Genomic DNA, 26,016 nt, shown 5'->3' with positions numbered 1-26,016 from the left:
TTGGTCAGCGGCAGGTGGGTCACCGTTGCCCCGCCGATGGGAGGGAGTGGCTCGAATGAATGGCGTGGACTTCGACGCGTCACCGGACGAAGTCGCACCGCAGTTGCTCGGCGCGGTGTTGACGGTTCATTCCGTCGAGGGGCCGGTGGCCGTTCGGATTTCTGAAGTCGAGGCCTACAACGGCGGAACCGATCCCGCGTCTCATGCGTGGAAGGGCCCTACGTCTCGGACGCGGGCGATGTTCGGGCCCTCCGCGCACCTTTACGTCTACCTGTCCCACGGATTGCACTGGTGTTGCAACTTCGTGACGGGGCCTACCGGCACAGCGTCAGGCGTTCTGATCCGGGCGGGCGAGGTCGTACAGGGGGTGCCACTCGCTACCTCACGTCGTCGTCCTGCTGTGGCCTTCCAGAAGTTGGCCAGCGGGCCCGGAAATCTCACGAGCGCTTTAGGCATCTCCGACGCGGATTATGGAAGACCGTTGGTCGGGTCGGAGCGTCTCAGTCTGGCGTTCGACTCCATGGCCTCCGACCGAGTCGCTTCAGGACCTCGCGTTGGCGTGAGCCGAGCGGCCGACGTCCCTTGGCGGTTCTGGATAGAAGGCGATCCGACAGTAACGACGTATCGCCGAAGCGCCCGCGCGGGCATCTGAGGTCCTTCGGAACCTACGTTCGTAGGCGCGATGACGGTCCTAGCCGTACGAGCGGTACACGTAGAGCCGCCACGGTGGGCCGTACATGATCTCCGACCGGGGCGTCCTGGTGTACGCGTGCGACGCCGGGTCCTCCACGCCCCCGTATGCCTCGACCTCGGTGATGACGACGGCCGCTCCGTGGCCGCGCAGGACACGCCCGAGCAGGCCCCGGGCACGGTCCAGGACGGTGGGCTCGGGCACCCGCCCAGCCTAGAAGGTGACCGTCTGGCCCGGTCTCAGCCGAGGCGGCCGCGGAGCTCGGACAGCTGCTCGGTGACGCGGGCCTGGGCCGTACCACCGCGTCCGTTGCGAGACGAGATCGAGCCGCGCAACGACAACACCTCGCGCACCGAGCCCTCCTCGACCGCGAAGTGCGGCGAGATCTCGGCCAGCTCCTCGTCGGTGAGGTCCCACAGCTCGACGCCACGCTCCTCGCAGCGCTGCACGCAGGCACCGGAGAGCTCGTGGGCCTCCCGGAACGACACACCCTGGCGGACGAGCCACTCCGCGACGTCCGTGGCGAGCGCGAATCCCTGTGGGGCCAGCTCGGCGAGCCGCGCGGTGTCGAAGCGCAGGGTCGCCACCATCCCCGTGAAGGCGGGCAGCAGGACCTCGAGCGAGTCGATGGAGTCGAAGACCGGCTCCTTGTCCTCCTGCAGGTCTCGGTTGTAGGCCAGCGGGAGCGCCTTCAGGGTGGCCAGCAGGCCGGTCAGGTTGCCGATGAGGCGCCCGGACTTTCCGCGCGCGAGCTCGGCGATGTCCGGGTTCTTCTTCTGCGGCATGATGCTCGAGCCGGTGGAGTAGCCGTCGTGCAGGGTGATGAAGCCGAACTCCTTGGTGTTCCAGATGATGATCTCCTCGGCCAGCCGGGAGATGTCGATGCCGACCTGGGCCAGCACGAAGGCCAGCTCGGAGACGAAGTCCCGGGCGGACGTGCCGTCGATCGAGTTGGCGGAGGACCCGCTGAACCCGAGGTCACGGGCCACGCTCTCGGGGTCCAGCCCGAGCGAGGAACCGGCGAGCGCCCCAGAGCCGTAGGGCGAGTCCGCCCCCACGCGCGCGTCCCACTCCGCGAGGCGGTCCAGGTCACGGACCAGCGGCCACGCATGGGCCAACAGGTGGTGCGACAGCAGGACCGGCTGGGCGTGCTGGAGGTGGGTCCGCCCGGGCATCGGGACACCGAGGTGGTTCTCGGCCTGCGACGCGATGGACTGGACGAGCTCGGTGACCAGCTGGCGGACCTGGCGCACGTGGTCGCGCAGGTAGAGCCGGAACAGCGTCGCGACCTGGTCGTTGCGCGAGCGCCCGGCCCGCAGCCGTCCACCGAGGTCGGGTCCGAGACGTTCCACCAGGCCGCGTTCCAGCGCCGAGTGCACGTCCTCGTCGTCCGGGACGGCGGTGAACTCGCCGGAGACGACCTCCTTCTCCAGCGCGTCGATGCCCGCCAGCATCCGCTCGAGGGCGTCGTCGTCGAGCAGGCCAGCAGCGTGCAGCACCCCTGCGTGCGCTCGTGACCCGCGCAGGTCGTAGGTGGCCAGCCGCCAGTCGAAGTGCGTGGAGCGCGACAGCTCGGTGAGCTCCGGCGAGGGCCCGGAGGCGAAACGACCGCCCCAGAGTCGGGTGTCGGGCCCGGGGGCTTCGCCCGGCGCAGGATCGGACGCGGTCATGATCACTCCTGGAATGGGGGACGGCTCAGTCTGGCAGCGCGGCGAGGGAGGTGAAGCGGCGGGCGACGGCGCCGCCACCCTGCGGCTCACGACACATCAGCAGCACGGTGTCGTCACCGGCGATGGTGCCGAGCAGGTCGGGCTGCGCGGTGTGATCGATGGCGGAGGCGAGGTACTGCGCCGCCCCCGGCGGGGTCCGCAGCACGACGAGGTTGGCCGAGGCGTCGGCCGAGACGACGAGCTCCTTCGCCAACCTGGTGAGTCGCTGCTGCGAGACGGCGCTGTCCTCCGCGGCGCGCGGTGTGCGGTCGCCTCCCTCGGCCGGCACGGCATAGACGAGGGTGCCGTCGGCGTGGCGGACCCGCACCGCGTCGAGGTGGACGAGGTCGCGCGAGATGGTCGACGGCGTCGCGCTGACACCGTGGTCCTCCAGCAGCCGCGAGAGCTCCCCCTGGGACCGCACGACGTCACGCCCGAGGATGTCGACGATGAGCTGGCGTCGCGCCGCCTTGGTGTCCGGGATGGTCATGCGACCACGTCCTCAGAAAACCCGCCGTAGGAGCGTGGTCGCACTCGTGATTCCTTGTTCACGCCCCCTGCTCGTAGAACTCGCGGGGGGACCCCCAGCTGGCGCTCGCTCATGCGTCCACCGCGTCCACGGAGCCGGCCTCGGTCTGCAACGGACTGGAGCTCGGGTCGGCCTTCTCCAGCAGCCAGACGAGCAGGGCCTTCTGCGCGTGCAGACGGTTCTCCGCCTCGTCCCACACCGCGCTCTGCGGGCCGTCCAGGACCTCCGAGGAGATCTCCAGGCCGCGGTACGCCGGCAGGCAGTGCAGCACGATCGCGTCGGACGCGGCCGGGCGCAGCGACTCCGCCGTGACCGCGTAGGCACCGAACACCGCGAGGCGGTGGGCCTTCTGCTCCTCCTGGCCCATCGAGACCCAGGTGTCGGTGACCACGACGTCGGCGTCGGCCAGCGCCGCGGCCGGGTCGTCGGTGACGGCGATGGAGCCGCCCGTGCCCTCGGCGATCCCGCGGGCGTCCTCGACGACCGCCGGGCTGGGCTGGTACCCGTCAGGAGCGCCGATGCGCACGTGCATCCCTGCCGTCGCGCCGCCGAGCAGGTAGGAGTGGGCCATGTTGCTGGCGCCGTCGCCCACGAACGCCACGGTCAGCCCGGCGAGGCGACCCTTGCGCTCGAGGACGGTCTGCCAGTCCGCTAGCACCTGGCACGGGTGGAAGTCATCGCTCAACGCATTGACGACCGGGACCCCGGCATGGGCTGCCATGTCCTCCAACCCCTGCTGGGCGTAGGTCCGCCACACGATGGCACCCGTCATGCGCCCGAGGACGCGGGCGGTGTCCGGCACCGACTCCCCCCGTCCGCCCTGCGTGCTGTCGGAGTCGAGCACCAAGGGGTTGCCGCCGAGGTCGGCGATGCCGACCGCGAAGGAGACCCGGGTGCGCGTGGAGGACTTGTCGAAGATCACCGCGACGGTCCGTGGGCCGGCCAAGGGCTTCCGGGCATGGGGCTCGGCCTTGACCCGGCGGGCGAGCTCGAGCACCTCGGCCTGCTCCGCAGGCGAGAGGTCGTCATCGCGCAGGAAGTGCCTCATCGGTCCGGCCCGGACGCCGAGGACCCACCCACCTCGTCGAGCAGGGCGCGAATCGACCTGACGGCTCGCTCGGCGTCGGCGCTCGACAGGACCAGCGGGGGCACCAGGCGCAGCCGGTTCGGCCGCGGCGCATTGAGGATCAGGCCCGCGTCGTAGCCGGCCTTCGCGACGTCGGCGGCGATGTCCTCGCGGAGCACGACGCCGAGGAAGAGCCCACGACCCGTCACCTCGACCACGCCGGGGTGATCCAGGAGCCCGACTCGGACCTGCTCGCCGACCACCCGGACGTGCTCGAGGAGACCCTCGCGGTCGATCGTGTCCAGCACGGCCAGTGCGGCCGCCGTGGCGACGGGATTGCCCCCGAAGGTGGTTCCGTGGTTGCCGGGCCCGAGAAGCACCCCGGCCCCGCCGAGCGCGACGCAGGCGCCGATCGGGATGCCTCCGCCCAGGCCCTTGGCCAGGGTGACGAGGTCCGGACGGATGTCTTCTCGCTGGTGGTCGAACCACGCACCGGTACGACCGACGCCACTTTGCACCTCGTCGAGCCACAGCAGCGCCCCGTGCTCGGTGGTGATCTCACGTGCTGCGGCGAGGTAGCCGTCCGGCGGCACGACCACGCCTGCTTCGCCCTGCACCGGTTCCAGGACGACGGCGGCGACGGTCTCGTCCACCGCGGCACGCAGGGCTTCGACGTCGCCGTAGGGCACCCACCGCACGTCGCCGGGCAGCGGCTCGAAGGGTTCGCGGTAGGCCTGCGTGGACGTGAGGGACAGTGCGCCCATCGTCCGGCCGTGGAAGGACCCCTCGGCGGCGACCACCGTCGTGCGGCCGGTCCGGCGGGTGGCTTTGAGCGCGGCCTCGTTGGCCTCGGCGCCGGAGCTGGTGAAGAACACCCGGCCGCCGTCGGCTCCGCCGAGGTCGCCGAGCAGCTCCAGCAGACGCTCGGCCAGTCGGATCTGCGGCTCGGTGGCAAAGAAGTTCGAGACGTGACCGAGGGTCGTGAGCTGCTCGGTGACCGCCGCGACGATCGCGGGGTGGCCGTGACCGAGCGCATTGACGGCGATGCCGCCCAGGAGGTCCAGGTAGCGGTTGCCGTCGATGTCCCAGACCCAGCAGCCCTCGCCCCTGGCGAGGACGCGTTGCGGGGTGCCGAAGGTGTTCATGACGGCGTGCTCGTAGCGGTCGACCCACTCGGCGCCGGACACGGGCCGGTCCGGGGTGGAGGCCTGCGGGCCGGCGGTGCTGTCGGTCTCGGTCATGACGACTCCTTGGGAGCGCTCGTTGAGTACAGGGCCGTGCGCACGCGGGTCTCGACACCGGGCAGCACCTGGGTCCCGACGCCCTCGTCGGTGAAGATCTCCAGGAGCACCGCGTGCGGCTCACGTCCGTCGACCACGGTGGCACCCTTGACGCCACCCTCGACGGCCTCCAGGCACGCCTTCATCTTGGGGATCATGCCGGACGCGAGTCCCGGAAGGAGCTCGCTCAGGGCCTCCGGGGAGATCTCGCCGATGACGTCGGTGCTGTCCGGCCAGTCGCGGTACAGCCCCTCGACATCGGTGAGGACGAGCATCTTCTCCGCGCCGAGAGCCACCGCCAGGGCGGAGGCCGCCGTGTCCGCGTTGACGTTGTGCACCTGTCCGGCGGCGTCCGGGGCGATGGTCGACACCACTGGGATGCGCCCGGCCTCGATCAGGTCCAGCACCGCCTCCGGGCGCACCCGGGTGACCTCGCCCACGAGGCCGATGTCGGTCTCGACGCCATCGATCACGGGCCTGGTCGTGGTGGCGGTGAACAGTCCGGCGTCCTCACCGGAGAGACCGACGGCGAGCGCACCGTGCCGGTTGAGCAGGCCGACGAGCTCGCGGCCGACCTGGCCGGTCAGCACCATGCGGACCACGTCGACCGACTCCTCGGTGGTCACGCGCAGCCCGCCACGGAACTCCGACTCGATCCCCAGCCGGTCGAGCATCGAGCTGATCTGCGGTCCACCGCCGTGCACGACGACCGGGCGGAAGCCGGCCATGCGCAGGAGCACGATGTCCTCGGCGAAGGCCTGCTTGAGACGCTCGTCGGTCATGGCGTTGCCGCCGTACTTCACCACGACGACCTTGCCGTGGTACCGCTTCAGCCACGGCAGCGCCCCGGCGAGCGTGGCCGCCTTCTCCTGGTGCCGCTTCCACTCCTCGCTGGAGTGGCCCTGCTCGATCTCGTCGGACATGTCCGGGTCTTCCTTCTCGTTCATGAGGAGTACGCCGAGTTCTCGTGGACGTAGGCGTGGGTCAGGTCGTTCGTCCAGACGGTCGCCGAGGCGTCGCCGGACTTGAGGTCGACGGTGACGGTGACCTGCCGGTCCTCCAGGGAGACGGAGTCGGCCGGCTCCCCCAGCCCGCTGTTGCGACACACCCACACTCCGTTGAGCGCGACGTCGAGGTCGGCGGGGTCGAAGGCGGCGGCGGTCGTGCCGACCGAGGCAAGGACACGGCCCCAGTTGGGGTCCTTGCCGAAGACGGCGGCCTTGAACAGGTTGCTGCGCGCGATCGAGCGCCCCACCTCCACGGCGTCGGTCTCGCTCGCGGCATGGACGACCTCGATGGCGATCTCGTGCTCGGCCCCCTCGGCGTCGGCCAGCAGCTGCAGGGCCAGGTCGCGGCAGACCTCTGTCAGCGCGGCGGTGACGTCGTCCCGGTGGGGCGCGACGCCGCTCGCCCCGCTGGCCATCACCAGGACGGTGTCGTTGGTGGACTGGCAGCCGTCGGAGTCGAGCCGGTCGAACGTCGTCCTCGTGGCCTCGCGCAGGCAGGCGTCGAGCACCTCGCCCGGGACGTCGGCATCGGTCGTGACGACCACGAGCATCGTGGCCAGGGCAGGCGCGAGCATGCCGGCGCCCTTGGCCATGCCTCCGACGGTCCAGCCGTCCTGCGACGCCGTGGAGAGCTTCGGCACCGAGTCGGTCGTCATGATCGCTCGTGCCGCTGCGTCCCCACCCTCGGCCGACAGGCTCTCGTGAGCGGATCGCACACCGCCCAGAAGGTCGTCGCGGTCGTTGAGGAGGCCGATCAGCCCGGTCGAGCAGACCTGCACGTCGACGGCCGAGACGCCGGCGAGCTCGGCGACGAGCTCGGCCGTCGCGTGGGTGAGCTGGAAGCCCTCGGGGCCGGTGTAGCAGTTCGCTCCACCGGAGTTGATGGCCACGGCGCGTGCCGCTCCGTCTCGGATCGCCTGCTCGCTCCAGAGCACCGGGTTGGCCTTGCAGCGGTTGCTCGTGAACACCGCGGCGGCCGCCGCGGACGGGCCGTCGTTGACCACGAGGGCGACGTCGGGGTCGCCCGACGTCTTGAGCCCGGCAGGCACGCCGGCAGCGCGGAAGCCCTGGGCAGCGGTCACGCTCATGGTGCGATCCCCACGCTTGTCAGGCCGGCGCCCTCGGGCAGGCCGAGGGCGATGTTCATCGACTGGATCGCTCCCCCGGCCGTCCCCTTGGCGAGGTTGTCCATCGCGCCGATCGCGACCAGCTTGCGGGCGCGGGGGTCGACGGTCGCCTGCAGGTGCACGGCGTTGGCGCCGAGGACCGACTTGGTCTGCGGCCAGGTGCCCTCAGGGAGGACGTGGACGAAGGGCTCGTCCGCGTAGGCCCGTGTGTAGGCCTCGGCGACGTCGCCCTTCTCGACACCGTCGCGCAACGGGGCGCTGGCGGTCGCGAGGATGCCGCGCGCCATCGGCGCGAGGATGGGGGTGAAGGAGACGACAGGGTCGAGCGCGCCCGCCACCCGCAGGTTCTGCTCGATCTCGGGCGTGTGCCGGTGCACCCCACCGACGCCGTAGGCGCTCACCTGGCCCATCACCTCTGAGCCGAGGAACGTCGTGGCGAGCTTCTTGCCCGCCCCGGAGGTGCCCGTGGGAGCGACGACCGTGATGTCGGGCTCGATGAGGTCGGCGAGCACGGCCGGCATCGCGGTGAGCGTGGAGATCGTCGGGAAGCACCCCGGCACAGCGATGCGTCGCGCACCCACGAGCTTCTCGCGCTGGCCGGGCAGCTCCGGCAGGCCGTAGGGCCAGGTTCCGGCGTGCTCCCCGCCGTAGAACTCGGCCCAGTCCTCGCTGCGCTGCAGCCGGAAGTCGGCTCCACAGTCGATGACGAGGACGTCGTCGCCGAGCATCGCCGCCACCTCCGCGGAGGCGCCGTGCGGCAGCCCTAGGAAGACGACGTCGTGCCCGGAGAGGTGCTCGGCGTCGGTCGGGTCCAGGACCCGGTTGGCGATGGGCGTGAGGTGGGGCTGCAGCGAGCCGAGCCGCTCACCGGCGTTGGAGGCGGCGGTGACGGACCCGATCTCGACGCCCGGGTGCGCGAGGAGGGTGCGGAGCACCTCTCCCCCCACGTACCCGCTGGCGCCGGCGACGGCCACGGAGATGTTCTTCATGTTCATCGATCCTGTCAGGTTTTCGCGGTGGGGGTCAGGCCGACGCTCAGTCGGTGCCGAGCTCCATCGCCGCCGAGTCCAGGGCCTGCTCCCCCGTCGTCCGGGCAGAGCCCTCGGAGGCCGACGGGTTCGCCTCGATCCTGGTGGCGCCACCGGCCGGGAGCGCACCGAAGAGGGTGCCGTTCTCGACCAGGACCTGGCCCTGGTCCAGCGGCTGGGCGGCGTAGAGCTCCAGCTTGGCCCGCGAGTCGGCGATGTCGAGGTTGCGCATCGTGAGCTGGCCGATGCGGTCGGTCGGACCGAACACGGCGTTGTCGGTGCGCTCCATCGAGAGCTTGTCGGGGTGGTAGGAGAAGTTCTCGCCCTGGGTGTCCAGGATCGAGTAGTCCTCACCGCGCCGCAGCCGCAGCGTGACGCTCCCGGTGACGAGCGAGGCGATCCAGCGCTCGACCGACTCGCGCAGCATCATCGCCTGCGGGTCCAGCCAGCGACCCTCGTACATCAGCCGCCCGAGCCGGCGTCCGTGCTCGTGGTAGTTGGCGATGGTGTCCTCGTTGTGGATCGCGGCGACGAGACGCTCGTAGGCGATGTAGAGCAGGGCCATGGCGGGCGCCTCGTAGACGCCGCGGCTCTTGGCCTCGATGATCCGGTTCTCGATCTGGTCGGACATGCCCAGCCCGTGGCGACCGCCGATGACGTTGGCCTCGTGCACCAGGCCCACCGGGTCGAGCCGCTTGCCGTCGATGCTGACCGGACGGCCGGCCTCGAAGGCGATCGTCACGTCCTCGGTGTCGATGTCGACGGCCGGGTCCCAGAAGCGCACGCCCATGATCGGATCGACCGTCTCCAGGGAGACGTCGAGGTGCTCCAGCGTCTTGGCCTCGTGGGTGGCGCCCCAGATGTTGGCGTCGGTGGAGTAGGCCTTCTCCTGGCTGTCGCGGTAGGGCAGGTCGCGCTCGGTGAGCCACTGGCTCATCTCGGTGCGGCCACCCAGCTCGGCGACGAAGTCGGCGTCGAGCCACGGCTTGTAGATGCGCAGCTCGGGATTCGCGAGGAGGCCGTAGCGGTAGAAGCGCTCGATGTCGTTGCCCTTGAAGGTCGAGCCGTCACCCCAGATGTTGACGCCGTCCTCGCGCATGGCACGCACCAGCAGGGTGCCGGTGACGGCGCGTCCCAGAGGCGTGGTGTTGAAGTAGGTACGACCGGCCGAGCGGATGTGGAACGCACCGCACGCGAGCGCGGCCAGCCCCTCGTCAACGAGCGGGCCCTTGCAGTCGATCGAGCGGGCGAGCTCGGCGCCGTACTCCATCGCCCGACCGGGCACGCCGGAGATGTCGGACTCGTCGTACTGGCCGATGTCGGCGGTGTAGGTGCAGGGCACCGCGCCGCGCTCGCGCATCCAGGCGACGGCGACGGAGGTGTCGAGACCCCCGGAGAAGGCGATGCCGACGCGCTGGCCGACCGGCAGGGACGTGAGAACCTTGGACATGACGCAAAGTATTGCACGACCGTGCACGTTCATGCAGTGCGGGGGTGGCGGCCCTCTCGTCAGTGGTGTGGAAGTCTCTCGTCAGGTGCGCAGGGTGGCGCCGACCCCGGCGGCGGCGGTGACGAGGGACTCGCGCGCCGCGGCGATCTCGGCGTCCTTGAGCGTCCGGTCGGGGGCGCGCAGCCGCAGGGCGAAGGCCAACGAGCGCCGGCCCTGCTGCACCTGGTCGCCGGTGTACACGTCAAAGAGGCGGACGGACTCCACCAGCTCGCTCGCGGACTCCAGCGCCTGCTGCACCCGGGCCGACGGGACGTCGGCATCGACGACGAGGGCCAGGTCCTCCTTGACCACCGGGTAGGCCGAGAAGTCCGGCTTGGGCCCCACCTCGGGGGCCGCGGCGATCAGGGCCTCGAGGTCCAGCTCACCGGCCACGGCACGCTCGGGCAGCGTGTGGGCCCGCACGACGTCGGGGTGGAGCTCTCCGGCGTGACCGATCACCACACCCTCGAGCAGGAAGGCCGCGGCACGCCCCGGATGGAACGGCGCGAGCCGCACGGGCTCGACCGCGAGCTTGACGTGCAACGACTCCGCAAGGCGGCGTCCCACGGCGATGGCATCCGCCCACGTGGCGGGGCGACCCGGGCCGGCCCAGCCACGACGCTCCCGCTGACCCGCGAGGGCCCACGCCGCGTGGAACGGCTGCAGCGGGAGGGCGGCGTCGAGGGCCGCGAGCTCCTGTGGCGTCGGGCGCCGATCGACGCCGTAGATCGGCGCGTCCGGAGCGTCCGGCCGCGGCGAGAAGACCCGACCCACCTCGCTGATCGCGACGTCCTCGTGCCCTCGGCCGACGTTGAGCGAGAGGGCGCGCAGCACCCCGACGAGCAGGGTGGTGGTCAGACCCGGTTCCTGGGCTGAGAGCGGGTTCTCCAGCAGTACCTGTCGGCGGCGGTCGTCGTCGGCGCCGATCCCGAGCCGGTCCAGGTCCGCCGGTCCGGCGAACGGGAAGGTCTTCACCTCCACCAGCCCCGCCCCCGCGAGCACGTGGCCCACCCGGCGGCGCAGCTCCTGGTCGCGGGTCAGGCCGCGACCACCCGAGGCCGTCGGCAGGATCGAGGGCACCTGGTCGTAGCCGACGACGCGCAGGACCTCCTCGACGAGGTCGTAGGGCTCCACGACGTCGAAGCGCCAGCTCGGCGGGGTCGCCGTGATGGTCGAGCCCTCCAGCTCGACCTCGCATCCGTTTCCTCGCAGTGCGCTCACCGCGGTCTCGACATCGACCTCGACGCCGGTGATGCGGGTCGGCAGGTCCACGGGCATCGAGACCGGGGCACGCTCCGGCGCCGTGCCGACCTGCGTCAGACCGGGCTCGATCGTCCCACCGCCGTGCTCCACGAGCAGCTCGGCGACCCGGCGCGAGGCACGGGCCGGCAGCTGCGGGTCCACCCCCCGCTCGTTGCGCTTGCCTGCCTCCGAGCTCAACCGGTGCCGGCGCCCGGCCCGAAAGATCGTCGTCGGGTCGAAGTGCGCTGCCTCGATGACGATGTCGGTGGTGGCGTCGTCGATCTCGGTGCTGGCGCCGCCCATCACCCCGGCGATGCCGATCGGCCCGCTGTCGTCGCAGATCAGCAGGTCCTGCGGGTCGAGGGGCCGTACGACGTCGTCGAGCGTGGTGATCTGCTCGCCCCCGGTGGCCCGTCGCACCACGATGTCACCGCGCAGCTTGGCGCGGTCGTAGGCGTGGTTCGGCTGGCCGAGCTCGAGCATGACGTAGTTGCTGACGTCCACGGCCAAGGAGATCGAGCGCATGCCGGCCTGCTCGAGGCGACGTGCCATCCAGGCCGGCGTGGGGCTCGTGGGGTCGAAGCCACTCACGCACCGGGTGGTGAAGACCGGGCAACCGTCCGCGTCGTCGACGCGGACGGGGTAGGCGGTGCCAACGTCGGGGCCCTCGGTCTCGTCGGCGATGTCGGCCGGGTCGACGAGGTCGAGCCCGAAGGCGAGCGCGGTGTCCCGCGCGACGCCGCGCAGGGAGAGTGCGTAGGCGCGGTCGGGATTGACCTCGAGGTCGAGGGTCTCCTCGCCCAGGTCGAGCAGCGCGATGGCATCGTCGCCCGGCTCGGCGGAGCCGGCGGGCAGCACCAGGATGCCATGCTCGGACGAGGCGTCCTCCGGGAGGGACAGCTCCCTGGTGGAGCAGATCATGCCGTCCGAGACGTGTCCGTAGGTCTTGCGCGCGGTGATCTCGAAGCCGAGCGCGGCCAGGTAGGTCCCGGGCAGGGAGACCACCACGAGGTCGCCGGGGCCGAAGTTGTGAGCACCGCACACGACACCGCGCCCCGGGGGGACGTCCTCGGCACCCTCGACGGGGACCGCGGGCTCGTTGCGCTCCGGGCCGACGTCGACCCGGCACCAGTTGATGGTCTTGCCGTTCTTCTGCGGCTCCGGGTCGGCACTGAGGACACGACCGACGACGAGCGGACCGGACACACCAGCGCCGATGATCTCCTCGAGCTTGAGGTCGAAGGCGGTGAGCCGGTCGGCGAGCTGCTCGGTGGTGACGTCGGCCGGCAGACCCGTGAGGTCGCGCAGCCAGGAGACAGGAACCTTCACGGCTGCACCTCCGTGGCGAGGGACGGGTGGGCGGATGCGGGAGGAGTGGTCACAGTCCCACCCCGAACGGCTCGGTGAAGCGGACGTCGCCGTCCCACAGGTCGCGCAGATCGGCGATGTCGTACCGGCTGGTGATGGTCCGGTCCAGGCCCATGCCGAAGGCGAAGCCGGAGTAGCGCTCCGGGTCGACGCCACAGGCCACGAGCACGCGCGGGTTCACGACCCCGCAGCCGCCCCACTCGATCCAGCCCTCGCCCCGGCAGGTGCCGCAGTCGGCCACGGCCTCGGGTGCGCCCTGACAGACGTAGCAGAGCAGGTCGACCTCGGCGCTGGGCTCGGTGAACGGGAAGTAGGAGGGCCGGAACCGCGTCGTGATGCCGGGACCGTAGATGGCCGCGGCCAGGTGGTCCAGCGTGCCCTTGAGGTGGGCCATCGACAGTCCCTCGTCGATGGCCAGGCCCTCGACCTGGTGGAACACCGGCGCGTGCGTGGCGTCGGGCTCGTCGGTGCGGAAGACCCGCCCGGGGCAGGCGATGTAGATCGGTGGCGTCCGAGTCAGCATCGTGCGCGCCTGCACCGGCGACGTGTGGGTACGCAGCACCAGGGCGGCCTTCTCCGGTGAGACCCAGAAGGTGTCCTGCATCGTGCGGGCGGGGTGGTCCGGACCCAGGTTCAAGGCGTCGAAGTTGAGCCACTCCGCCTCGACCTCGGGTCCCTCGGCCACCTCCCAGCCCATGGCCACGAAGATGTCCGCGACGTGCTCCTGGATGGTGGTCAGCGGGTGCCGCGCGCCGACCGGCTCGACGTCGGTGGGCAGCGTGACGTCGACCGTCTCCTCGGCGAGCCTGCGCTCCTCCTCGAGGGCGTCGAGCTCGGTGGTGCGGGCGGCGAGCGCCTGGTTGACCGCTCCCCTGGCCTGGCCGACGCGCTGGCCGGCATCCTTGCGAGCCTGCGGGGGCAGGGCGCCGATCTCCCGGTTGGCCAGCGCCAGCGGCGAGCGGTCGCCGACGTGGTCCAGACGTGCCTGCTTCAGCATGGCGAGGGAGTCGGCAGCGGCGATGGCAGCGAGTGCTTCGTCACGCATCCGCTCGACCTCGTCGGCGCGCAGTGGCGTCACCTCGACGGGGTCGTAGTCGGAGTTCGGCGCGGACATGAGGTCCTGTCGTCGGAGGGCTGGGACCAGGTCAGTCTAGTGAAGCGGTTCGTCAGTCCGTGAGCGCGTCCGGCTCGTTGACGGGCAGCCAGATCCTGATGTCGGCACCGCCGCGCTCGTCGTCGCGGATCTCGACGTGGCCACCGTGGGAGGTGACGATCCCGCGCACGATGTACATGCCCAGGCCGCTGCCCGCGCCCGGCCCGGCGCGCCAGAACCGGCTGAACACGCGCTGACGCATCTCCTCGGGGATGCCCGGGCCCTGGTCGTGCACCTCCAGCACCACTCCAGCCTCGTTCTGGCCTTCCGGCGAGAGCTCCGTCGAGGCGCTCTCGCGGACCACCGCCTCGCGCAGGCCGTGCCCGTGCCGGGCGGCGTTCTCCAGCAGGTTGGTCACGACCTGGGTGACACGATCGGCATCGCCCCAGATGACCGGCGGCTCACCGATGACGACGGGTTCCTGCGGGTCCGGCCTGCCCGAGCCGATCGACTGGCTCACCAGCACCGACCGGACGATCTCCTCGACCCGCACCGGCCCCTTGCGCAGCGTGAGCCTCCCGGCGTCGATCCGGGCGGCGTCCAGCAGCTCGGTGATCAGACGGGTGAGCCGGTCAGCGTCGGAGTCGACCGTCTCCAGCATGAACTGGCGCTGCTCGTCGGAGAAGCGGTCCCACTTGGTCAGCAGGGTGGACGTGAAGCCCTTGATCCCGGTGAGCGGCGAGCGCAGCTCGTGCGCCACCGTGGCGACGAGGTCGGACCGTTCGCGGTCGCGCTGGTTCCGGACGCGCGCGTTGCGCACGCTGACCATCACCCGCTGGACGGTGCCCCCGGGGCGATCGCGCACGAGACTGGCGGTGATGAGGTACTCACTGCCACGCGGGGACCACCACGCCTGCTCGGAGATCCGGTTGCGGGTGGCGAGCCCGTCGTAGGGACGCGAGCACGCGTACCAGCTGTTGCCGTTCAGGTCGTCGAACGGGATCGCGTCCTCCAGGCGCATCCCGACCATCTCGCCGGGGGCTGCCCGGGCCATCTGCTCGATGCGGCGGTTGACGTACTCGACCCGTCCGTCGGCGTCAGCCATGACCACGCCGTCAGGGAAGTCGTCGAGGTCCATGGGAACTGAACCCTAGTACGCCTGCACGGGTCAGGCCGAGGGGCGCGAGTCGCCGGGCTGTGCGCCCGGGAGCCCTCCGCCGGCCGCACGCTGGTCGCGGGCGCTGGCGTAGAGACAGACGGCCGCTGCAGTCGCGAGGTTCAAGCTCTCCGCGCGGCCGTGGATGGGGACGGCCACGACCTGGTCGGCGAGGCCGCGAGCGGCTTCGGCGAGGCCGTGTGCCTCGTTCCCCATCAGCCAGGCCGTGGGTGCGGCGAGATCGAGGGTCTCCTCGAACAGGCCCACGTCGCCCCGTCCGTCCGCGGCGAGCACCTGGAGCCCGCGGCCCTGCAGCAGCTCGACGACCTCGCCGAGGTCGCGGTGGACGACCACCGGCAGGTGGAAGAGGCTGCCGGCGCTGGCGCGCACGGCCTTGGGGTTGGTGGGATCGACGCTGTCGCCGGCGAGGACCACGGCATCGGCCCCTGCCGCGTCCGCGCACCGGATCACCGCACCGGCATTGCCCGGGTCACGCATGTCGGCGCACACCACCACGAGACGAGCCGCGGGGGGCACGGCGTCCAGGCCCGCGACGACGCTCGTGCAGCGGGCCACGAGACCCTGCGGCGTCGTGGAGTCGGCGACCTCGGCCAGGACCTCGTCGTCGACGACCGACCACGGGGTGCTGCCGGTCGCGGCGCGCTCACGCAGTGCGACGTGCCGCTCCCCCGCCTCGACGGTCGCGAAGACCTCCAGCACCAGGCCCGGGACGCCCAGCGCCTCACGGACCGCCTGCGGGCCCTCGGCGAGGAACTCACCGGTCTTGTCCCGGAACGCACGAGTGGCGAGCCGCCGGGCGTGCCTCACCCGTCCGCTGCGGACGGTGAGGGGCTCGGGACTCGCCACGCGTGAGTGCGACGGGTCGCGCTCAGGCGACCGCGTCGTCCTTGGGGGCGTTGACGTCGGCCGGGAGGGCCTCCTTGGCGACCTTGACCAGTGCGTTGAACGCGGCGGGCTCGCTGACGGCGAGCTCGGCCAGGTTCTTGCGGTCGACCTCCACACCCGCGAGCCGCAGGCCCTGGATGAAGCGGTTGTAGGTCATGCCCTCGGCGCGGACCGCGGCGTTGATCCGCTGGATCCACAGGCGACGGAAGTCGCCCTTGCGCGCCTTGCGGTCACGGTAGTTGTAGACGTACGAGTGAGTGACCTGCTCCTTGGCCTTGCGGTACAGGCGCGAACGCTGACCACGGTAGCCGGAGGCGCGCTCGAGGGTCTCGCGGCGCTTCTTCTGTGCGTTGACAGAACGCTTGACGCGTGCCATGTCAATACTCCTTTGAACGTATCGGGGAGCGCGGTCAGCGACCGAGCAGCTTGTTGACTCGCTTGACGTCGGCCTTGGCGACGTCGACCGTGCCTTCGAGTCGGCGCGTACGGGAGCTGGGCTTGTGCTCCAGCAGGTGACGTCGGTTGGTCTGCTCGCGGCGCAGCTTGCCCTTGCCGGTGATCTTGACGCGCTTCTTCATGCCCGAGTGGGGCTTGAACTTCGGCATCTCATGCCTCCATGTCTGGGTCGAGGTTCTCGGAGCGACGCCGAGGCTTCTTGGGCGCCGCAGTCTTGTGTGCGGCCTCGCGGTGCGCCTTGTCGGCGGCCGCATCGGCCTCGCGCTCCGCGACCTTCTCGGCGGTGGACTGGGCCTTCTCTGCCCTGACCTCGGCCTGGGCCTCGGACTTCTTCTTCAGTGGTGCGATCACCATCGTCATGTTGCGGCCGTCCTGGCGCGGGTGCGCCTCGACGATGCCGAGGTCTTCCACGTCCTCCGCGAGCTTCTGCAGCAGCCGGTACCCGAGCTCGGGGCGGTGCTGCTCACGACCGCGGAACATGATCGTGATCTTGACCTTGTCGCCCGCCTTCAGGAACCGCACGACGTGACCCTTCTTGGTCGCGTAGTCGTGCTGGTCGATCTTGGGGCGGAGCTTCATCTCCTTGATGACGGTGTTCGTCTGGTTGCGCCGTGACTCGCGTGCCTTCTGGGCGGCCTCGTACTTGAACTTGCCGTAGTCCATGAGTCGGCAGACCGGCGGGCGGGCAGTGGGGGCCACCTCGACGAGGTCGAGGTCTGCCTCCGCAGCCAGACGCAGGGCATCCTCGATACGGACGATGCCGACCTGCTCACCGCCTGGTCCGACGAGGCGGACCTCGGGGACGCGGATGCGATCGTTGACGCGCAGCTCTGTGCTGATGGATCCTCCTGTGGTCTGTGGGGAGACCACGAAAAATGGCCTCCGTGCGAAACGGAGGCCACCGGGCACCACCGCGGGGCAGGCCGGGCGATGCTCACGACCGGGCGAGCCGGTCGGTTACCCCTCGATCAGGAATCGAGCAGGTGGGAGGTGGACCTCCACTTCGCCATCCAGTCTAGCAGCGAACTCGCGCGGTCGTGAAATCCGGCCCCCCGCTCGATTCCGATCGACCTTCGACGTCACACCGGTGCAACACGCTCGACGCGATGCGGCAACGCCAGGTGCGCACCATGGATCCATGATGTGGCGGGTACGTACGACACTGCCGGACCGGCCGGGGCTGCTGGCCCGCATCGCCACGGCCTGCGGCGAGGCAGGGGTGAACATCGTGGCGATGCAGGTCTTCCGCACGGCGGCGGGCGCGGTGGACGACCTCGTCGTCGACGCGTCGGACGAGTGGACCGAGGTGGGTCTGGCAGAGCTGTTCGGTGCTGCCGGCGGCACCGACGTCGCCGTCACCCGCACCGGCGAGGACTCGCTGTCCGACCCACCCACCCGATACCTGCAGGCCGTGCACGAGATCATCGAGGAGGGGCGGGACGTGGAGGAGGTCCTGCGCGAGCTCCTGCAGACCGAACCGCCGGACGTCGCCGACTACGGCGGGCACGACGTCCTGGACCTGCAACGGCGTAGCGGCACGGTGCTGCGGATCAGCCGAGCCGTCCCGTTCACGCCGGTCGAGCGGGCGCGGGCCCAGGCACTGCTCTCGCTGGTGAGCGACGCGGGCATGGACGTGCCGCTCATCGCACCCTCCCCCCACCACCCGCTGCCACTGGTCCGCGAGGCGACGCTCGCCGACATCGAGGCCGTCAGTGCCCTGCACGGCCGGTGCAGCGTCGACACGCTCTACCAGCGCTACCAGGTACCGCTGCGCCTGCCGATGACGACGCGACTCGCCCGACGCCTCGTCCTGCCCGAGGGCGGGATTGCGCTCGTCGTCCAGCTGGGACTGTCCGTCGTCGGACACGGTGTGCTCGAGCCGCGCGGCGATCGGTGGACCTTCCAGCTGCTCGTCGAGGACGCCTGGCAGGCGCACGGACTGGGCACGCGTCTGGTGCGCGAGGCGGCAGGTCGGGCCAAGGGGCTCGGCGCGGAGCACCTCACCTTCATCGCGGCCGGGTCGAGCGACACGATGCTGCGGGCCGTGGGGGCGGCCGGCCTGGTGGCCCGGGTCGAGCGACACGACGGGTCCATGCACATCACTGCGCCGCTCGGGTCCGTGCAGGCCATCGCCTCGGCGTGAGGCACCGGGTCAGCCGGACCGGACCCAGGCAGTGCCGGCGTCCGTCCGGGCGAGCCGGTCCCCGTTCGCCAGGTGCTGCAGGTCGTCGGCCTCCACGACGGTGAAGTGCGGCGAGCCGAGGTCGAGCAGGACGGCCGAGGCGCCTTCGGCCAGCGCGGCGACGGCCGCTGCCTGCCCCCACACCGGGACCGGACGGGCCTCGGCGTTCCACGCCGCCATCGTCGCCAGGCTGCTGAAGGTCAGCAGGGCCTGCCGACCGTCCGCACCCGTCATGAGGACGGCCGCCATGTCGGCGTCCTTGTCGGCACCCTCGGCCGTCAGCCCACCCTCCCCGGTGCCCTCTACGGCCCGTGGCCCCGCACCCCCGCCGATGGTCGCGACGATCGGGACGAAGACCCGCACCCCGCCGAGGACGCCGAGCACGTCGGTGCGGTCACCCAGCGCCGCCTCGAGGGCGGGGTACGCCGTGCCGTCGTCGTCCGGGAACGCCGGCTCGGCGAGGGACCGCCCGCTGCCGCTCACGGGACCCGCCGGACGATGTCCTGGACGACCGAGAGCGTCTCGGCGTGGCTGCTGCCCTGCAGGGCGAACAGCATGATGCGCTCGTCGTCGTGGGTGATGAGCGTCGGCCATGGTGCACCCTGCTTGTAGGAGATGCCCGTGATCCACTCCCACGGCACCCGGTGCCGACGAAAGCCGTTGAGCACCTCCAGGCCGTCGTCGTCGACGCGTACCAGGCTGCGGCCCATCCCGTGCAGCACGACGATCATCGCCGCGACGCACCCGTACAGCGTCAGGGCCTGCGACAACGACACCTGGGAACGGATCTCACCGGGCAGCGCCACGGTGATCGCCACCGACATCACCACGAGCGCGACGACGCCGCCGTAGGCGACGTACCGGGTCCCGCCGGGGCGGTGGACGCTCACACCCGGCACGCCAGGATGTCCGTGACGAGGATGCCCCGGGCCCCCAGGCCGTACAGGGCGTCCATGATCCGCTGGGCCCCGTCGCGCGGCACCATCGACCGCACCGCGACCCACCCCTCGCGATGCAGGGGTGAGACGGTCGGGGACTCGATGCCGGGCGTCAGCTCGACCGCGGCCTCCACGTTCTCGGCGCGGATGTCGTAGTCCATCATCACGTAGGTCCGCGCGACGATGACGCTGTCGAGGCGGCGCTTGAAGATCGCGTAGGCGTCCGGCTCGGGTGCTCCCTGACGGGTGATGAGAACCGCCTCCGAGGACAGCAACGGGTCCCCGAAGACCGTGAGGTCGGCCTGGCGAAGAGTGCTGCCGGTCTCCACGACGTCGGCGATGGCGTCGGCGACGCCGAGCCGGATCGAGGACTCCACGGCGCCGTCGAGCCGCACGACCGTCGCGCTGATCCCCCGTTGCTGCAGGAAGTCCTGGACGACCACCGGGTAGGACGTGGCGATGCGCTTGCCGTCGAGCTGGGCGACGTCGGTCATGGTGCCGGTGGGTGCGGCGAACCGGAACGTCGACGCGCCGAACCCGAGACCGATCTGCTCGGTGGCCGGTGCGGCGGAGTCCAGCAGCAGGTCGCGGCCGGTGAGGCCGACGTCCAGCGTGCCCTCCCCGACGTAGACGGCGATGTCACGCGGGCGCAGGTAGAAGAACTCGACGTCGTTCTCGGCGTCGATCATGACGAGGTCCTTGGTGGACCGACGCTGGCGGTAGCCGGCCTCGACGAGCATCTGGCTCGCGGCCTCCGACAGCGCACCCTTGTTGGGCACGGCGACTCTCAGCATGGTGATGACTTTCTGGGGAGGGTGACGGACTCATCGGCGACGACAGCGGCCGAGTCCTCCAAGGGGTTGGCTCCCGCTGCCGTCACAGGTGGGCGTACACGTCGTCGAGCGTGACGCCGGAGGCGATCATCATGACCTGCGCGTGGTAGAGCAGCTGGCTGATCTCCTCGGCGGTCCGCTCGGGTCCCTCGTGCTCCGCGGCCATCCATGACTCGGAGGCCTCCTCGACGAGCTTCTTGCCGATCGCGTGGACGCCGGCATCGAGCTCGGCGACGGTGCGCGATCCCGTGGGACGGGTATGCGCCTTGGCACTGAGCTCGGCGAAGAGGTCATCGAAGGTCTTCATGGCCAGCTCAGTCTAGAGGGAGCCCACCGACAACAGCTCACCCGGACTGCAGTCGAGCACCTCGCAGATCGCGGTGAGCGTGGAGAACCGGACGGCCCTGGCCCGGTCGTTCTTGAGCACGCTGAGGTTCACCACCGTGACACCGGCCTGTTCGGCCAGCGCCGTCAACGTCATGCCACGGTCGAGGAGCAGCTCGTCGAGGTGACACCGCACCCGGTGCGGCTCGTCGCCCATCACACGAGCCCGTCGACGTCCTCGCGCCACCGGTCGGCGTTGGCGAAGGCCTGTGCCACCGCGGCGCACAGGAGCCCGGCGATGATCCACGCGGGGTCGATGTCCAGGCCCACTCCCGGGGCATCGAGCCCGAGCCGGTCCGCCACGACGGTCGAGGCGACGCTGGACAGGACGGACAGCAGGACGGGTGCCGCCAGCAGGCCTCCTGCGAGCCAGCGCATCCGACGCACCACGGCTCCGCCGACCACCTGGTCCGGGCCCACGATCGCCGCGACGATCCGCACGATGCACCAGAGCCCGGCCAGCACGAGGGCGAGCGTGACCAGGCCCGGCGCGAGAGTGATCAGTCGCTCGGTGGTGCCCGCGCCGGAGGCGCTCACCGTGACCGTCGAGCCGACCATGGGGAGAGCACCCGGACCGACGTCGGCGACAGGGACCTCGATGAGCACCCCCTTGCCGACGGACCACCGCCACAGCGGCAGGACCAGGAGCTGCATCCCGGCCAGGGCGCCGGCGAAGGCGGCGAAGACGAACACTGCGAAGCGATCGCTGGCCCCGAACGCCCACAGGTCGCGGTGCGTCCGAGCGTGCTCGTGACGTGTCATGCCCGATCCCCCAACTTTATCGTTTCTCGATACTATCGAGAAACGATATGCCTCGGAGGTCAGTGCGTCAACCCTCGGGCGACGATGCCGGCGCCACGCCGCGCAGGGTGACCAGGGTGGCGAGGGCCGCCTCGGCGGCTTCTCGGCCCTTGTCCTCCCGGCTGCCCTCGAGCCCGGCGCGGTCGATCGCCTGGGCGTCGTCGTCGCACGTCAGCAGGCCGAAGCCGACCGGGACACCGGTGTCCAGGGCCACGCGGGCAAGACCGTCGGTGGCCGCCGCCGAGACGTACTCGAAGTGCGGCGTCCCCCCACGGATGATGACGCCGAGCGCGACGACGGCGTCGAAGCCGGCACGTGCGCACGCCTGCGCGACGATCGGGAGCTCGAACGAGCCGGCCGACCGCACGAGGGTGACGTCGGTGACCCCGGCCTCCGCCAGCGCGGCCTGCGCCCCGGCGACGAGCCCGTCCATGACCAGCTCGTGCCAGCTCGACGCGACGACGACGACCCGCGCCCCCGTGGCGTCCGTGCTCAGGCTCGGTGCTCCGTGACCGCTCATGCGTTCACGTCCTCAGACAAACCACAGTAGGAGCGTGCCCGCATGAGGTGTCCGTTGTTCACTCGCTGGCGCTCGCTCATGCGTTCACGTCCTCAGACAAACCACGGTAGGAGCGTGCCCGCATGAGGTGTCCGTTGTTCACGCCCCCTGCTCGCAGAACTCGCGGGGGTGCCCCCAGCTGGCGCGCCCCCACTCGCAGAGCTCGCGGGCGGTACCCCCAGCTCATGCTCCCTCTCCCGTGCTCGATGCGTCGCCCAACGGCAGTCCGGGCAGGTCGTGCCCCATCCGCTCGGCCTTGGTCTGCAGGTACCGGATGTTCTCCGGCGTCGGCTCGATCTCGATGGGCAGCCGCTCCGCCACCCGCACCCCGTACGCCTCGAGGGCTGCCGTCTTGTCGGGGTTGTTGGTCAGCAGACGGACCGACTCGACACCCAGGTCACGCAGCATCTGCGCCCCCGCGGCGTAGTCACGCTCGTCCTCGCCGAAGCCCAGTCGCAGGTTGGCGTCCACCGTGTCGTCCCCGGTGTCCTGAAGCGCGTACGCCTGCAGCTTGTGCAGCAGGCCGATCCCGCGCCCCTCGTGCCCGCGCAGGTAGATCACGACCCCGGCCCCCTCGGCCGTGATCGCGGCCATCGCGGCCTGCAGCTGCGGCCCGCAGTCGCAGCGCCGCGAGCCGAGGACGTCGCCCGTGAGGCACTCCGAGTGCAGCCGGGTGAGCACCCCGCGCCTCGCCGCCCCGACTCCGGACGGTCCGGTGATGTCCCCGTGGACGAGGGCGATGTGCTCCGAGCCGTCGATGCTGTCGCGGAAGCCGTGGGCGGTGAACTCACCGAACTCCGTCGGCAGCCGCGTCGTGGCCAGGCGCTCCACCTGTGACTGGTGCAGGCGCAGGTGCACCTGCAGGTCCTCGATCGAGACCAACGCCAAGTCGTGCTCGTCGGCGAAGTCCCGCAGCGCAGGCGCCCGCATCAGCGTCCCGTCGTCGTGGATGACCTCGCCGATCACCCCGGCCGGCGTGAGCCCCGCCAGCCGGGTGAGGTCGACGGCGGCCTCGGTGTGCCCGGCCCGCTCCAGCACGCCGCCGTCCTTGGCACGCAGCGGGAGCACGTGACCGGGCATCACCAGCTCGAACGGCTCGGTGGCGGAGTCGGCCAGGACCCGGCAGGTGCGGGCACGATCAGCCGCCGAGATGCCGGTGGTGATGCCGTCACGGGCGTCGATCGAGATCGTGTAGGCGGTGCGCATCTTCTCGCGGTTGTGCGGCGTCATGAGCGGGATCCCGAGGCGGTCGAGGACGTCGCCGGTGATCGGGGCGCACACGTAGCCGCTGGAGTACCGCACCAGGAAGCCCATCAGCTCCGGTGTCGCCTTGCTCGCGGCGAAGATGATGTCGCCCTCGTTCTCGCGGTTCTCGTCGTCGACCACGACGACGGCCTTGCCGGCGCGGATGTCGGCGATCGCTCGCTCGATGCTGTCCAGACGCACACTCATCGCTGGTCTCCCTTTCCGAGCAGACGCTCGACGTACTTGGCGAGGATGTCGACCTCGAGGTTGACGCGGTCCCCGGCAGCCAGGGCGCCGAGCGTGGTGTCCGCGAGGGTGGTGGGGATGAGGGAGACCGAGAACCACGGAGCGTCCCCCTCCCCTGTCTCGGCAACGGCGTCGACGACCTCCACGACGGTCAGGGACGCGCCGTCGACGGTGATCGAGCCCTTCTCCACGACGTAGCGCGCCAGCTCGACCGGCAGGGCCAGGCGCAACACCTCCCAGTGCTTCGCCGACGTGCGGTCCAGGAGCGTCCCGGTGCCGTCGACGTGGCCCTGGACGATGTGACCACCCATGCGGGCACCGGCGGCCAGCGCGCGCTCGAGGTTCACCTCGTCGCCGACCCGCAGGCCGCCGAGCGAGGTGCGGACGAGCGACTCGGCCATCACGTCGGCGCTGAACGTCGCCGGCCCCTGGGCCATGACGGTGAGGCAGCAGCCGTTCACGGCGATGGAGTCGCCGTGCCCGACGTCGGCGGTCACGTGTGGCGCGTGCACGGTGAGCCGGGCAGCGTCGCCGAGGTCGTCGATCGCGACGACGGTGCCCTTCTCCTCCACGAGTCCGGTGAACATCAGGGCATCTCCTCTCGCGGGGCGCGCCCGGGCGTCCCGATGATGCGGATGTCGGGCCCGACGCGGGCCAGGTCCGTGATGTCGATGGGGCGCATGTCGGCGAGCGTCGTGGCCTCCCCCTCGAGGGCGGCGCGTCCCGACCCGAGCATCGACGGGGCGATGTAGCCGATCACGCGGTCGATCAGGCCGGCGTTCCAGAAGGCACCCGCCAGGCGTGGGCCACCCTCCAGCCACACGTGCCGGACGCCCTCCTCGGTGAGCCGGGCCAGGACGGCCTCCGGGTCGCGCTGCTGGATCAGCAACGTCGGCGCCACACGGTCGAAGACACGGTAGTAGCTGGGGATCTGCGTCTCCCCCACCACGACGCGCAACGGCTGCTGCTCGTAGGGCAGCGGGAGGTCGTTCTCGTCCCGCACGCTGAGCCGGGGATCGTCGGCCAGGACCGCACCCGTCCCCGCGACGATCGCGTCGACATCGGCTCGGAACGCCTGCACGTCCCGGCGGGCCACCGCGCTGGTGATCCACTTGCTGCTGCCGTCGGGGGCTGCGCTCAAGCCGTCCAGGGTCGCCGCGTACTTCCACGTGACGAAGGGGCGACCGCGGGTGACGGCGTGGGTCCACTCCACGTTGAGCTGCGTGGCCTCGTCGGCGAGCACGCCGCCCTCGACGTCGAGCCCGGCCGCCACGAGCGTGCCGGCTCCCCCGGCCGCGGCGGGGTCGGGGTCGGACTGGCCGTGGACGACGCGGACGATGCCGGCCTCGACGAGCGCCCTGGTGCAGGGCCCGGTCCGCCCGGTGTGGTCACAAGGCTCGAGCGTGACGACGGCGGTACCGCCTCGGACCTCCACGCCGGCCTCGAGCGCCGCGGCGAGGGCCACGACCTCCGCGTGCGGGCGACCGGCGCCCTCGTGGGCCCCGACGGCGATCTCGCGTCCCTGCGCGTCGAGAAGCACGCACCCCACCCGAGGGTTGGGCAGCGCACGAGCCGTGGCGCGTGCGGCATCGAGGGCGCGGCGCATCGCCTGCAGCTCGTTCTCGGTCGCCATGGGTCCTCCGGTCGGTGCGCGCGCACCCCGGGGCGACGGGTCGCCGGTGCCCACCCCCGGCGAGCGGGGGCACGACCGACGCCGGCGTGCGCCTCCCTTCCGGACTTTCACCGTCGGTACCGGAGTTCCACCGGTTCAACCTCGTCCCCTGCGGGACTCGGGTCGCGGACTATGACCGCCGGCTCGGAATTGCACCGACCCCGGAGCACGCGAGCGTTAGCTCGTCTGCGTCGAGTCTAGCGGGTCAGCAGTGGTGCACGGCCGACGCCGTCTCACGCAACGACCGCACCATCGCCTCGGGGTCGTCGGCCCCGAACACGGCCGAGCCGGCCACGAAGGTGTCCGCCCCGGCCTCGGCGCAGCGCTCGATCGTCTCCAGGGAGACTCCGCCGTCGACCTGCAGCCAGATGTCGCCACCGGTCTTCTCGATCAAGCGGCGGGCCCTTCGGATCTTGGGCAGGCACAGGTCCAGGAAGCTCTGTCCCCCGAAGCCGGGCTCCACCGTCATGACGAGCACCATGTCGAGCTCGGGCAGGAGGTCCTCGTACGGCTCGATCGGCGTCGCGGGCTTGAGCGCCATCGAGGCCCGTGCTCCCTGGGCACGGATCTCCCGGGCAAGCCGTACGGGGGCGGAGGCTGCCTCCACGTGGAAGGTGACGCTGCCGGCCCCGGCCTCCACGAAGGCCGGGGCCCAGCGGTCCGGGTCCTCGATCATCAGGTGGGCGTCGACGGGCTGTGCCGCGGCCCTGGCGAGGGCCTCGATGACCGGTGCGCCGAGCGTCAGGTTCGGCACGAAGTGGTTGTCCATGACGTCCATGTGCAGCCAGTCGGCACCCGGGATGCGCGCCGCCTCCGCTGCGAGGTTGGCGAAGTCGGCGTTGAGCAGGCTGGGGGTGATCTGGATGCCCATGTCCGGAGCGTAGCGAGGTGGTCGAGCGCCCCGCGACCTAGAGTGGGTCCCACCCGACCAGGAGGTCACCGTGCTCGTCGTCGCCCTGGGCCTCACCGTGGCCGTCCTCGCGCTCGCCCGCCGTCATGCCAGGCGGAT

The 26,016-nt window shown here is 71.1% G+C and carries 29 protein-coding genes and 1 riboswitch; of the genes, 2 read left to right on the top strand and 27 right to left on the bottom strand.

Annotation, left to right across the window (positions count from 1 at the left end; genetic code table 11):
- Positions 1 to 55 precede the first annotated feature (55 nt).
- Positions 56 to 652 carry a DNA-3-methyladenine glycosylase gene (locus tag ACHAAC_RS05810; RefSeq protein ID WP_435715111.1) on the top strand — a complete coding sequence of 199 codons (597 nt, stop codon included), beginning with the start codon at positions 56 to 58 and terminating at the stop codon, positions 650 to 652.
- A 39-nt stretch (positions 653 to 691) separates the two neighbouring features.
- On the opposite strand, the gene ACHAAC_RS05805 is transcribed toward ACHAAC_RS05810, so the two are convergent.
- From ACHAAC_RS05805 to infC, 16 genes are all read right to left on the bottom strand, one after another.
- Positions 692 to 895, bottom strand: a complete 204-nt coding sequence (locus ACHAAC_RS05805) for a DNA-3-methyladenine glycosylase (RefSeq protein WP_435715110.1) — start codon at positions 893 to 895, stop codon at positions 692 to 694.
- A 35-nt stretch (positions 896 to 930) separates the two neighbouring features.
- A complete protein-coding gene (argH, locus tag ACHAAC_RS05800) occupies positions 931 to 2,361 on the bottom strand; it encodes an argininosuccinate lyase (RefSeq protein ID WP_435715109.1) in 1,431 nt (476 codons plus the stop codon).
- A 25-nt stretch (positions 2,362 to 2,386) separates the two neighbouring features.
- Positions 2,387 to 2,890, bottom strand: coding sequence for an arginine repressor (locus ACHAAC_RS05795; protein ID WP_435715108.1), 504 nt, complete (start codon positions 2,888 to 2,890; stop codon positions 2,387 to 2,389).
- Between the two features lie 109 nt (positions 2,891 to 2,999).
- Positions 3,000 to 3,977, bottom strand: a complete 978-nt coding sequence (gene argF, locus ACHAAC_RS05790) for an ornithine carbamoyltransferase (protein WP_435715107.1) — start codon at positions 3,975 to 3,977, stop codon at positions 3,000 to 3,002.
- Positions 3,974 to 5,236 carry an acetylornithine transaminase gene (locus ACHAAC_RS05785; protein ID WP_435715106.1) on the bottom strand — a complete coding sequence of 421 codons (1,263 nt, stop codon included), beginning with the start codon at positions 5,234 to 5,236 and terminating at the stop codon, positions 3,974 to 3,976. Before ACHAAC_RS05785 ends, argF begins: the two co-directional genes overlap by 4 nt.
- The gene (gene argB / locus ACHAAC_RS05780; protein WP_435715514.1) at positions 5,233 to 6,198 is read right to left on the bottom strand and encodes an acetylglutamate kinase; all 966 of its coding nucleotides are present in this window, start codon (positions 6,196 to 6,198) and stop codon (positions 5,233 to 5,235) included. The genes ACHAAC_RS05785 and argB overlap by 4 nt, the downstream gene beginning before the upstream one ends.
- 20 nt (positions 6,199 to 6,218) lie before the next feature.
- Positions 6,219 to 7,370, bottom strand: coding sequence for a bifunctional glutamate N-acetyltransferase/amino-acid acetyltransferase ArgJ (gene argJ / locus ACHAAC_RS05775; RefSeq protein ID WP_435715105.1), 1,152 nt, complete (start codon positions 7,368 to 7,370; stop codon positions 6,219 to 6,221).
- A complete protein-coding gene (gene argC, locus ACHAAC_RS05770; protein WP_435715104.1) occupies positions 7,367 to 8,404 on the bottom strand; it encodes an N-acetyl-gamma-glutamyl-phosphate reductase in 1,038 nt (345 codons plus the stop codon). Before argC ends, argJ begins: the two co-directional genes overlap by 4 nt.
- Positions 8,405 to 8,444: 40 nt before the next feature.
- Complete coding sequence (gene argG, locus ACHAAC_RS05765; protein WP_435715103.1) at positions 8,445 to 9,887, bottom strand: argininosuccinate synthase; 1,443 nt, start codon at positions 9,885 to 9,887, stop codon at positions 8,445 to 8,447.
- Between the two features lie 81 nt (positions 9,888 to 9,968).
- Entirely contained in the window at positions 9,969 to 12,497 is a 2,529-nt protein-coding gene (pheT, locus tag ACHAAC_RS05760) for a phenylalanine--tRNA ligase subunit beta (protein WP_435715102.1), read from the bottom strand.
- A gap of 49 nt (positions 12,498 to 12,546) precedes the next feature.
- The gene (gene pheS / locus ACHAAC_RS05755) at positions 12,547 to 13,650 is read right to left on the bottom strand and encodes a phenylalanine--tRNA ligase subunit alpha (RefSeq protein WP_435715101.1); all 1,104 of its coding nucleotides are present in this window, start codon (positions 13,648 to 13,650) and stop codon (positions 12,547 to 12,549) included.
- A gap of 52 nt (positions 13,651 to 13,702) precedes the next feature.
- Positions 13,703 to 14,767: an ATP-binding protein gene (locus ACHAAC_RS05750; RefSeq protein ID WP_435715100.1), complete on the bottom strand. Its 1,065-nt coding sequence runs from the start codon at positions 14,765 to 14,767 to the stop codon at positions 13,703 to 13,705.
- 30 nt (positions 14,768 to 14,797) lie between these two features.
- Positions 14,798 to 15,652 carry a TrmH family RNA methyltransferase gene (locus ACHAAC_RS05745; protein WP_435715099.1) on the bottom strand — a complete coding sequence of 285 codons (855 nt, stop codon included), beginning with the start codon at positions 15,650 to 15,652 and terminating at the stop codon, positions 14,798 to 14,800.
- 22 nt (positions 15,653 to 15,674) lie between these two features.
- Positions 15,675 to 16,067, bottom strand: a complete 393-nt coding sequence (rplT, locus tag ACHAAC_RS05740; protein WP_435715098.1) for a 50S ribosomal protein L20 — start codon at positions 16,065 to 16,067, stop codon at positions 15,675 to 15,677.
- Positions 16,068 to 16,101: 34 nt separating this feature from the next.
- Positions 16,102 to 16,296: a 50S ribosomal protein L35 gene (rpmI, locus tag ACHAAC_RS05735; RefSeq protein ID WP_435715097.1), complete on the bottom strand. Its 195-nt coding sequence runs from the start codon at positions 16,294 to 16,296 to the stop codon at positions 16,102 to 16,104.
- A 1-nt stretch (position 16,297) separates the two neighbouring features.
- Positions 16,298 to 17,017 carry a translation initiation factor IF-3 gene (gene infC, locus ACHAAC_RS05730; protein ID WP_435715096.1) on the bottom strand — a complete coding sequence of 240 codons (720 nt, stop codon included), beginning with the start codon at positions 17,015 to 17,017 and terminating at the stop codon, positions 16,298 to 16,300.
- 268 nt (positions 17,018 to 17,285) lie between these two features.
- Between infC and ACHAAC_RS05725 the strand changes: the two genes are divergently transcribed.
- Positions 17,286 to 18,290: a GNAT family N-acetyltransferase gene (locus tag ACHAAC_RS05725; protein WP_435715095.1), complete on the top strand. Its 1,005-nt coding sequence runs from the start codon at positions 17,286 to 17,288 to the stop codon at positions 18,288 to 18,290.
- Positions 18,291 to 18,299: 9 nt separating this feature from the next.
- Here ACHAAC_RS05725 and ACHAAC_RS05720 read toward each other — a convergent pair whose 3' ends face one another.
- The 11 genes from ACHAAC_RS05720 to rpe all read right to left on the bottom strand — a co-directional run bounded on the left by ACHAAC_RS05720 (position 18,300) and on the right by rpe (position 25,878).
- Positions 18,300 to 18,812, bottom strand: a complete 513-nt coding sequence (locus ACHAAC_RS05720) for an SseB family protein (protein WP_435715094.1) — start codon at positions 18,810 to 18,812, stop codon at positions 18,300 to 18,302.
- Positions 18,809 to 19,219, bottom strand: coding sequence for a PH domain-containing protein (locus ACHAAC_RS05715; protein ID WP_435715093.1), 411 nt, complete (start codon positions 19,217 to 19,219; stop codon positions 18,809 to 18,811). Before ACHAAC_RS05715 ends, ACHAAC_RS05720 begins: the two co-directional genes overlap by 4 nt.
- On the bottom strand, positions 19,216 to 20,061 hold the full coding sequence (gene hisG / locus ACHAAC_RS05710) for an ATP phosphoribosyltransferase (protein WP_435715092.1): 846 nt from the start codon (positions 20,059 to 20,061) through the stop codon (positions 19,216 to 19,218). Before hisG ends, ACHAAC_RS05715 begins: the two co-directional genes overlap by 4 nt.
- An 82-nt stretch (positions 20,062 to 20,143) precedes the next feature.
- Positions 20,144 to 20,407: a phosphoribosyl-ATP diphosphatase gene (locus tag ACHAAC_RS05705; RefSeq protein WP_435715091.1), complete on the bottom strand. Its 264-nt coding sequence runs from the start codon at positions 20,405 to 20,407 to the stop codon at positions 20,144 to 20,146.
- Positions 20,408 to 20,419: 12 nt separating this feature from the next.
- Positions 20,420 to 20,641, bottom strand: a complete 222-nt coding sequence (locus ACHAAC_RS05700; RefSeq protein WP_435715090.1) for a helix-turn-helix domain-containing protein — start codon at positions 20,639 to 20,641, stop codon at positions 20,420 to 20,422.
- Positions 20,641 to 21,246 (bottom strand): hypothetical protein, encoded by a 606-nt coding sequence (locus ACHAAC_RS05695; protein ID WP_435715089.1) that lies wholly within the window; start codon positions 21,244 to 21,246, stop codon positions 20,641 to 20,643. The genes ACHAAC_RS05700 and ACHAAC_RS05695 overlap by 1 nt, the downstream gene beginning before the upstream one ends.
- Positions 21,247 to 21,313: 67 nt before the next feature.
- Entirely contained in the window at positions 21,314 to 21,805 is a 492-nt protein-coding gene (gene ribH / locus ACHAAC_RS05690) for a 6,7-dimethyl-8-ribityllumazine synthase (RefSeq protein WP_435715088.1), read from the bottom strand.
- 222 nt (positions 21,806 to 22,027) lie between these two features.
- Positions 22,028 to 23,296 (bottom strand): bifunctional 3,4-dihydroxy-2-butanone-4-phosphate synthase/GTP cyclohydrolase II, encoded by a 1,269-nt coding sequence (locus tag ACHAAC_RS05685; RefSeq protein ID WP_435715087.1) that lies wholly within the window; start codon positions 23,294 to 23,296, stop codon positions 22,028 to 22,030.
- Entirely contained in the window at positions 23,293 to 23,922 is a 630-nt protein-coding gene (locus tag ACHAAC_RS05680) for a riboflavin synthase (protein WP_435715086.1), read from the bottom strand. Before ACHAAC_RS05680 ends, ACHAAC_RS05685 begins: the two co-directional genes overlap by 4 nt.
- Positions 23,922 to 24,968, bottom strand: coding sequence for a bifunctional diaminohydroxyphosphoribosylaminopyrimidine deaminase/5-amino-6-(5-phosphoribosylamino)uracil reductase RibD (gene ribD / locus ACHAAC_RS05675; RefSeq protein WP_435715085.1), 1,047 nt, complete (start codon positions 24,966 to 24,968; stop codon positions 23,922 to 23,924). Before ribD ends, ACHAAC_RS05680 begins: the two co-directional genes overlap by 1 nt.
- 83 nt (positions 24,969 to 25,051) lie before the next feature.
- Positions 25,052 to 25,180: riboswitch (FMN riboswitch) on the bottom strand.
- A 32-nt stretch (positions 25,181 to 25,212) separates the two neighbouring features.
- Positions 25,213 to 25,878, bottom strand: a complete 666-nt coding sequence (gene rpe / locus ACHAAC_RS05670; protein ID WP_435715084.1) for a ribulose-phosphate 3-epimerase — start codon at positions 25,876 to 25,878, stop codon at positions 25,213 to 25,215.
- Between the last annotated feature and the right edge of the window lie 138 nt (positions 25,879 to 26,016).

The organism is Aeromicrobium sp. CF4.19 (genome assembly GCF_051262555.1).
Classification (GTDB): domain Bacteria; phylum Actinomycetota; class Actinomycetes; order Propionibacteriales; family Nocardioidaceae; genus Aeromicrobium.
This window is presented reverse-complemented; position numbering and strand designations above follow the sequence as displayed.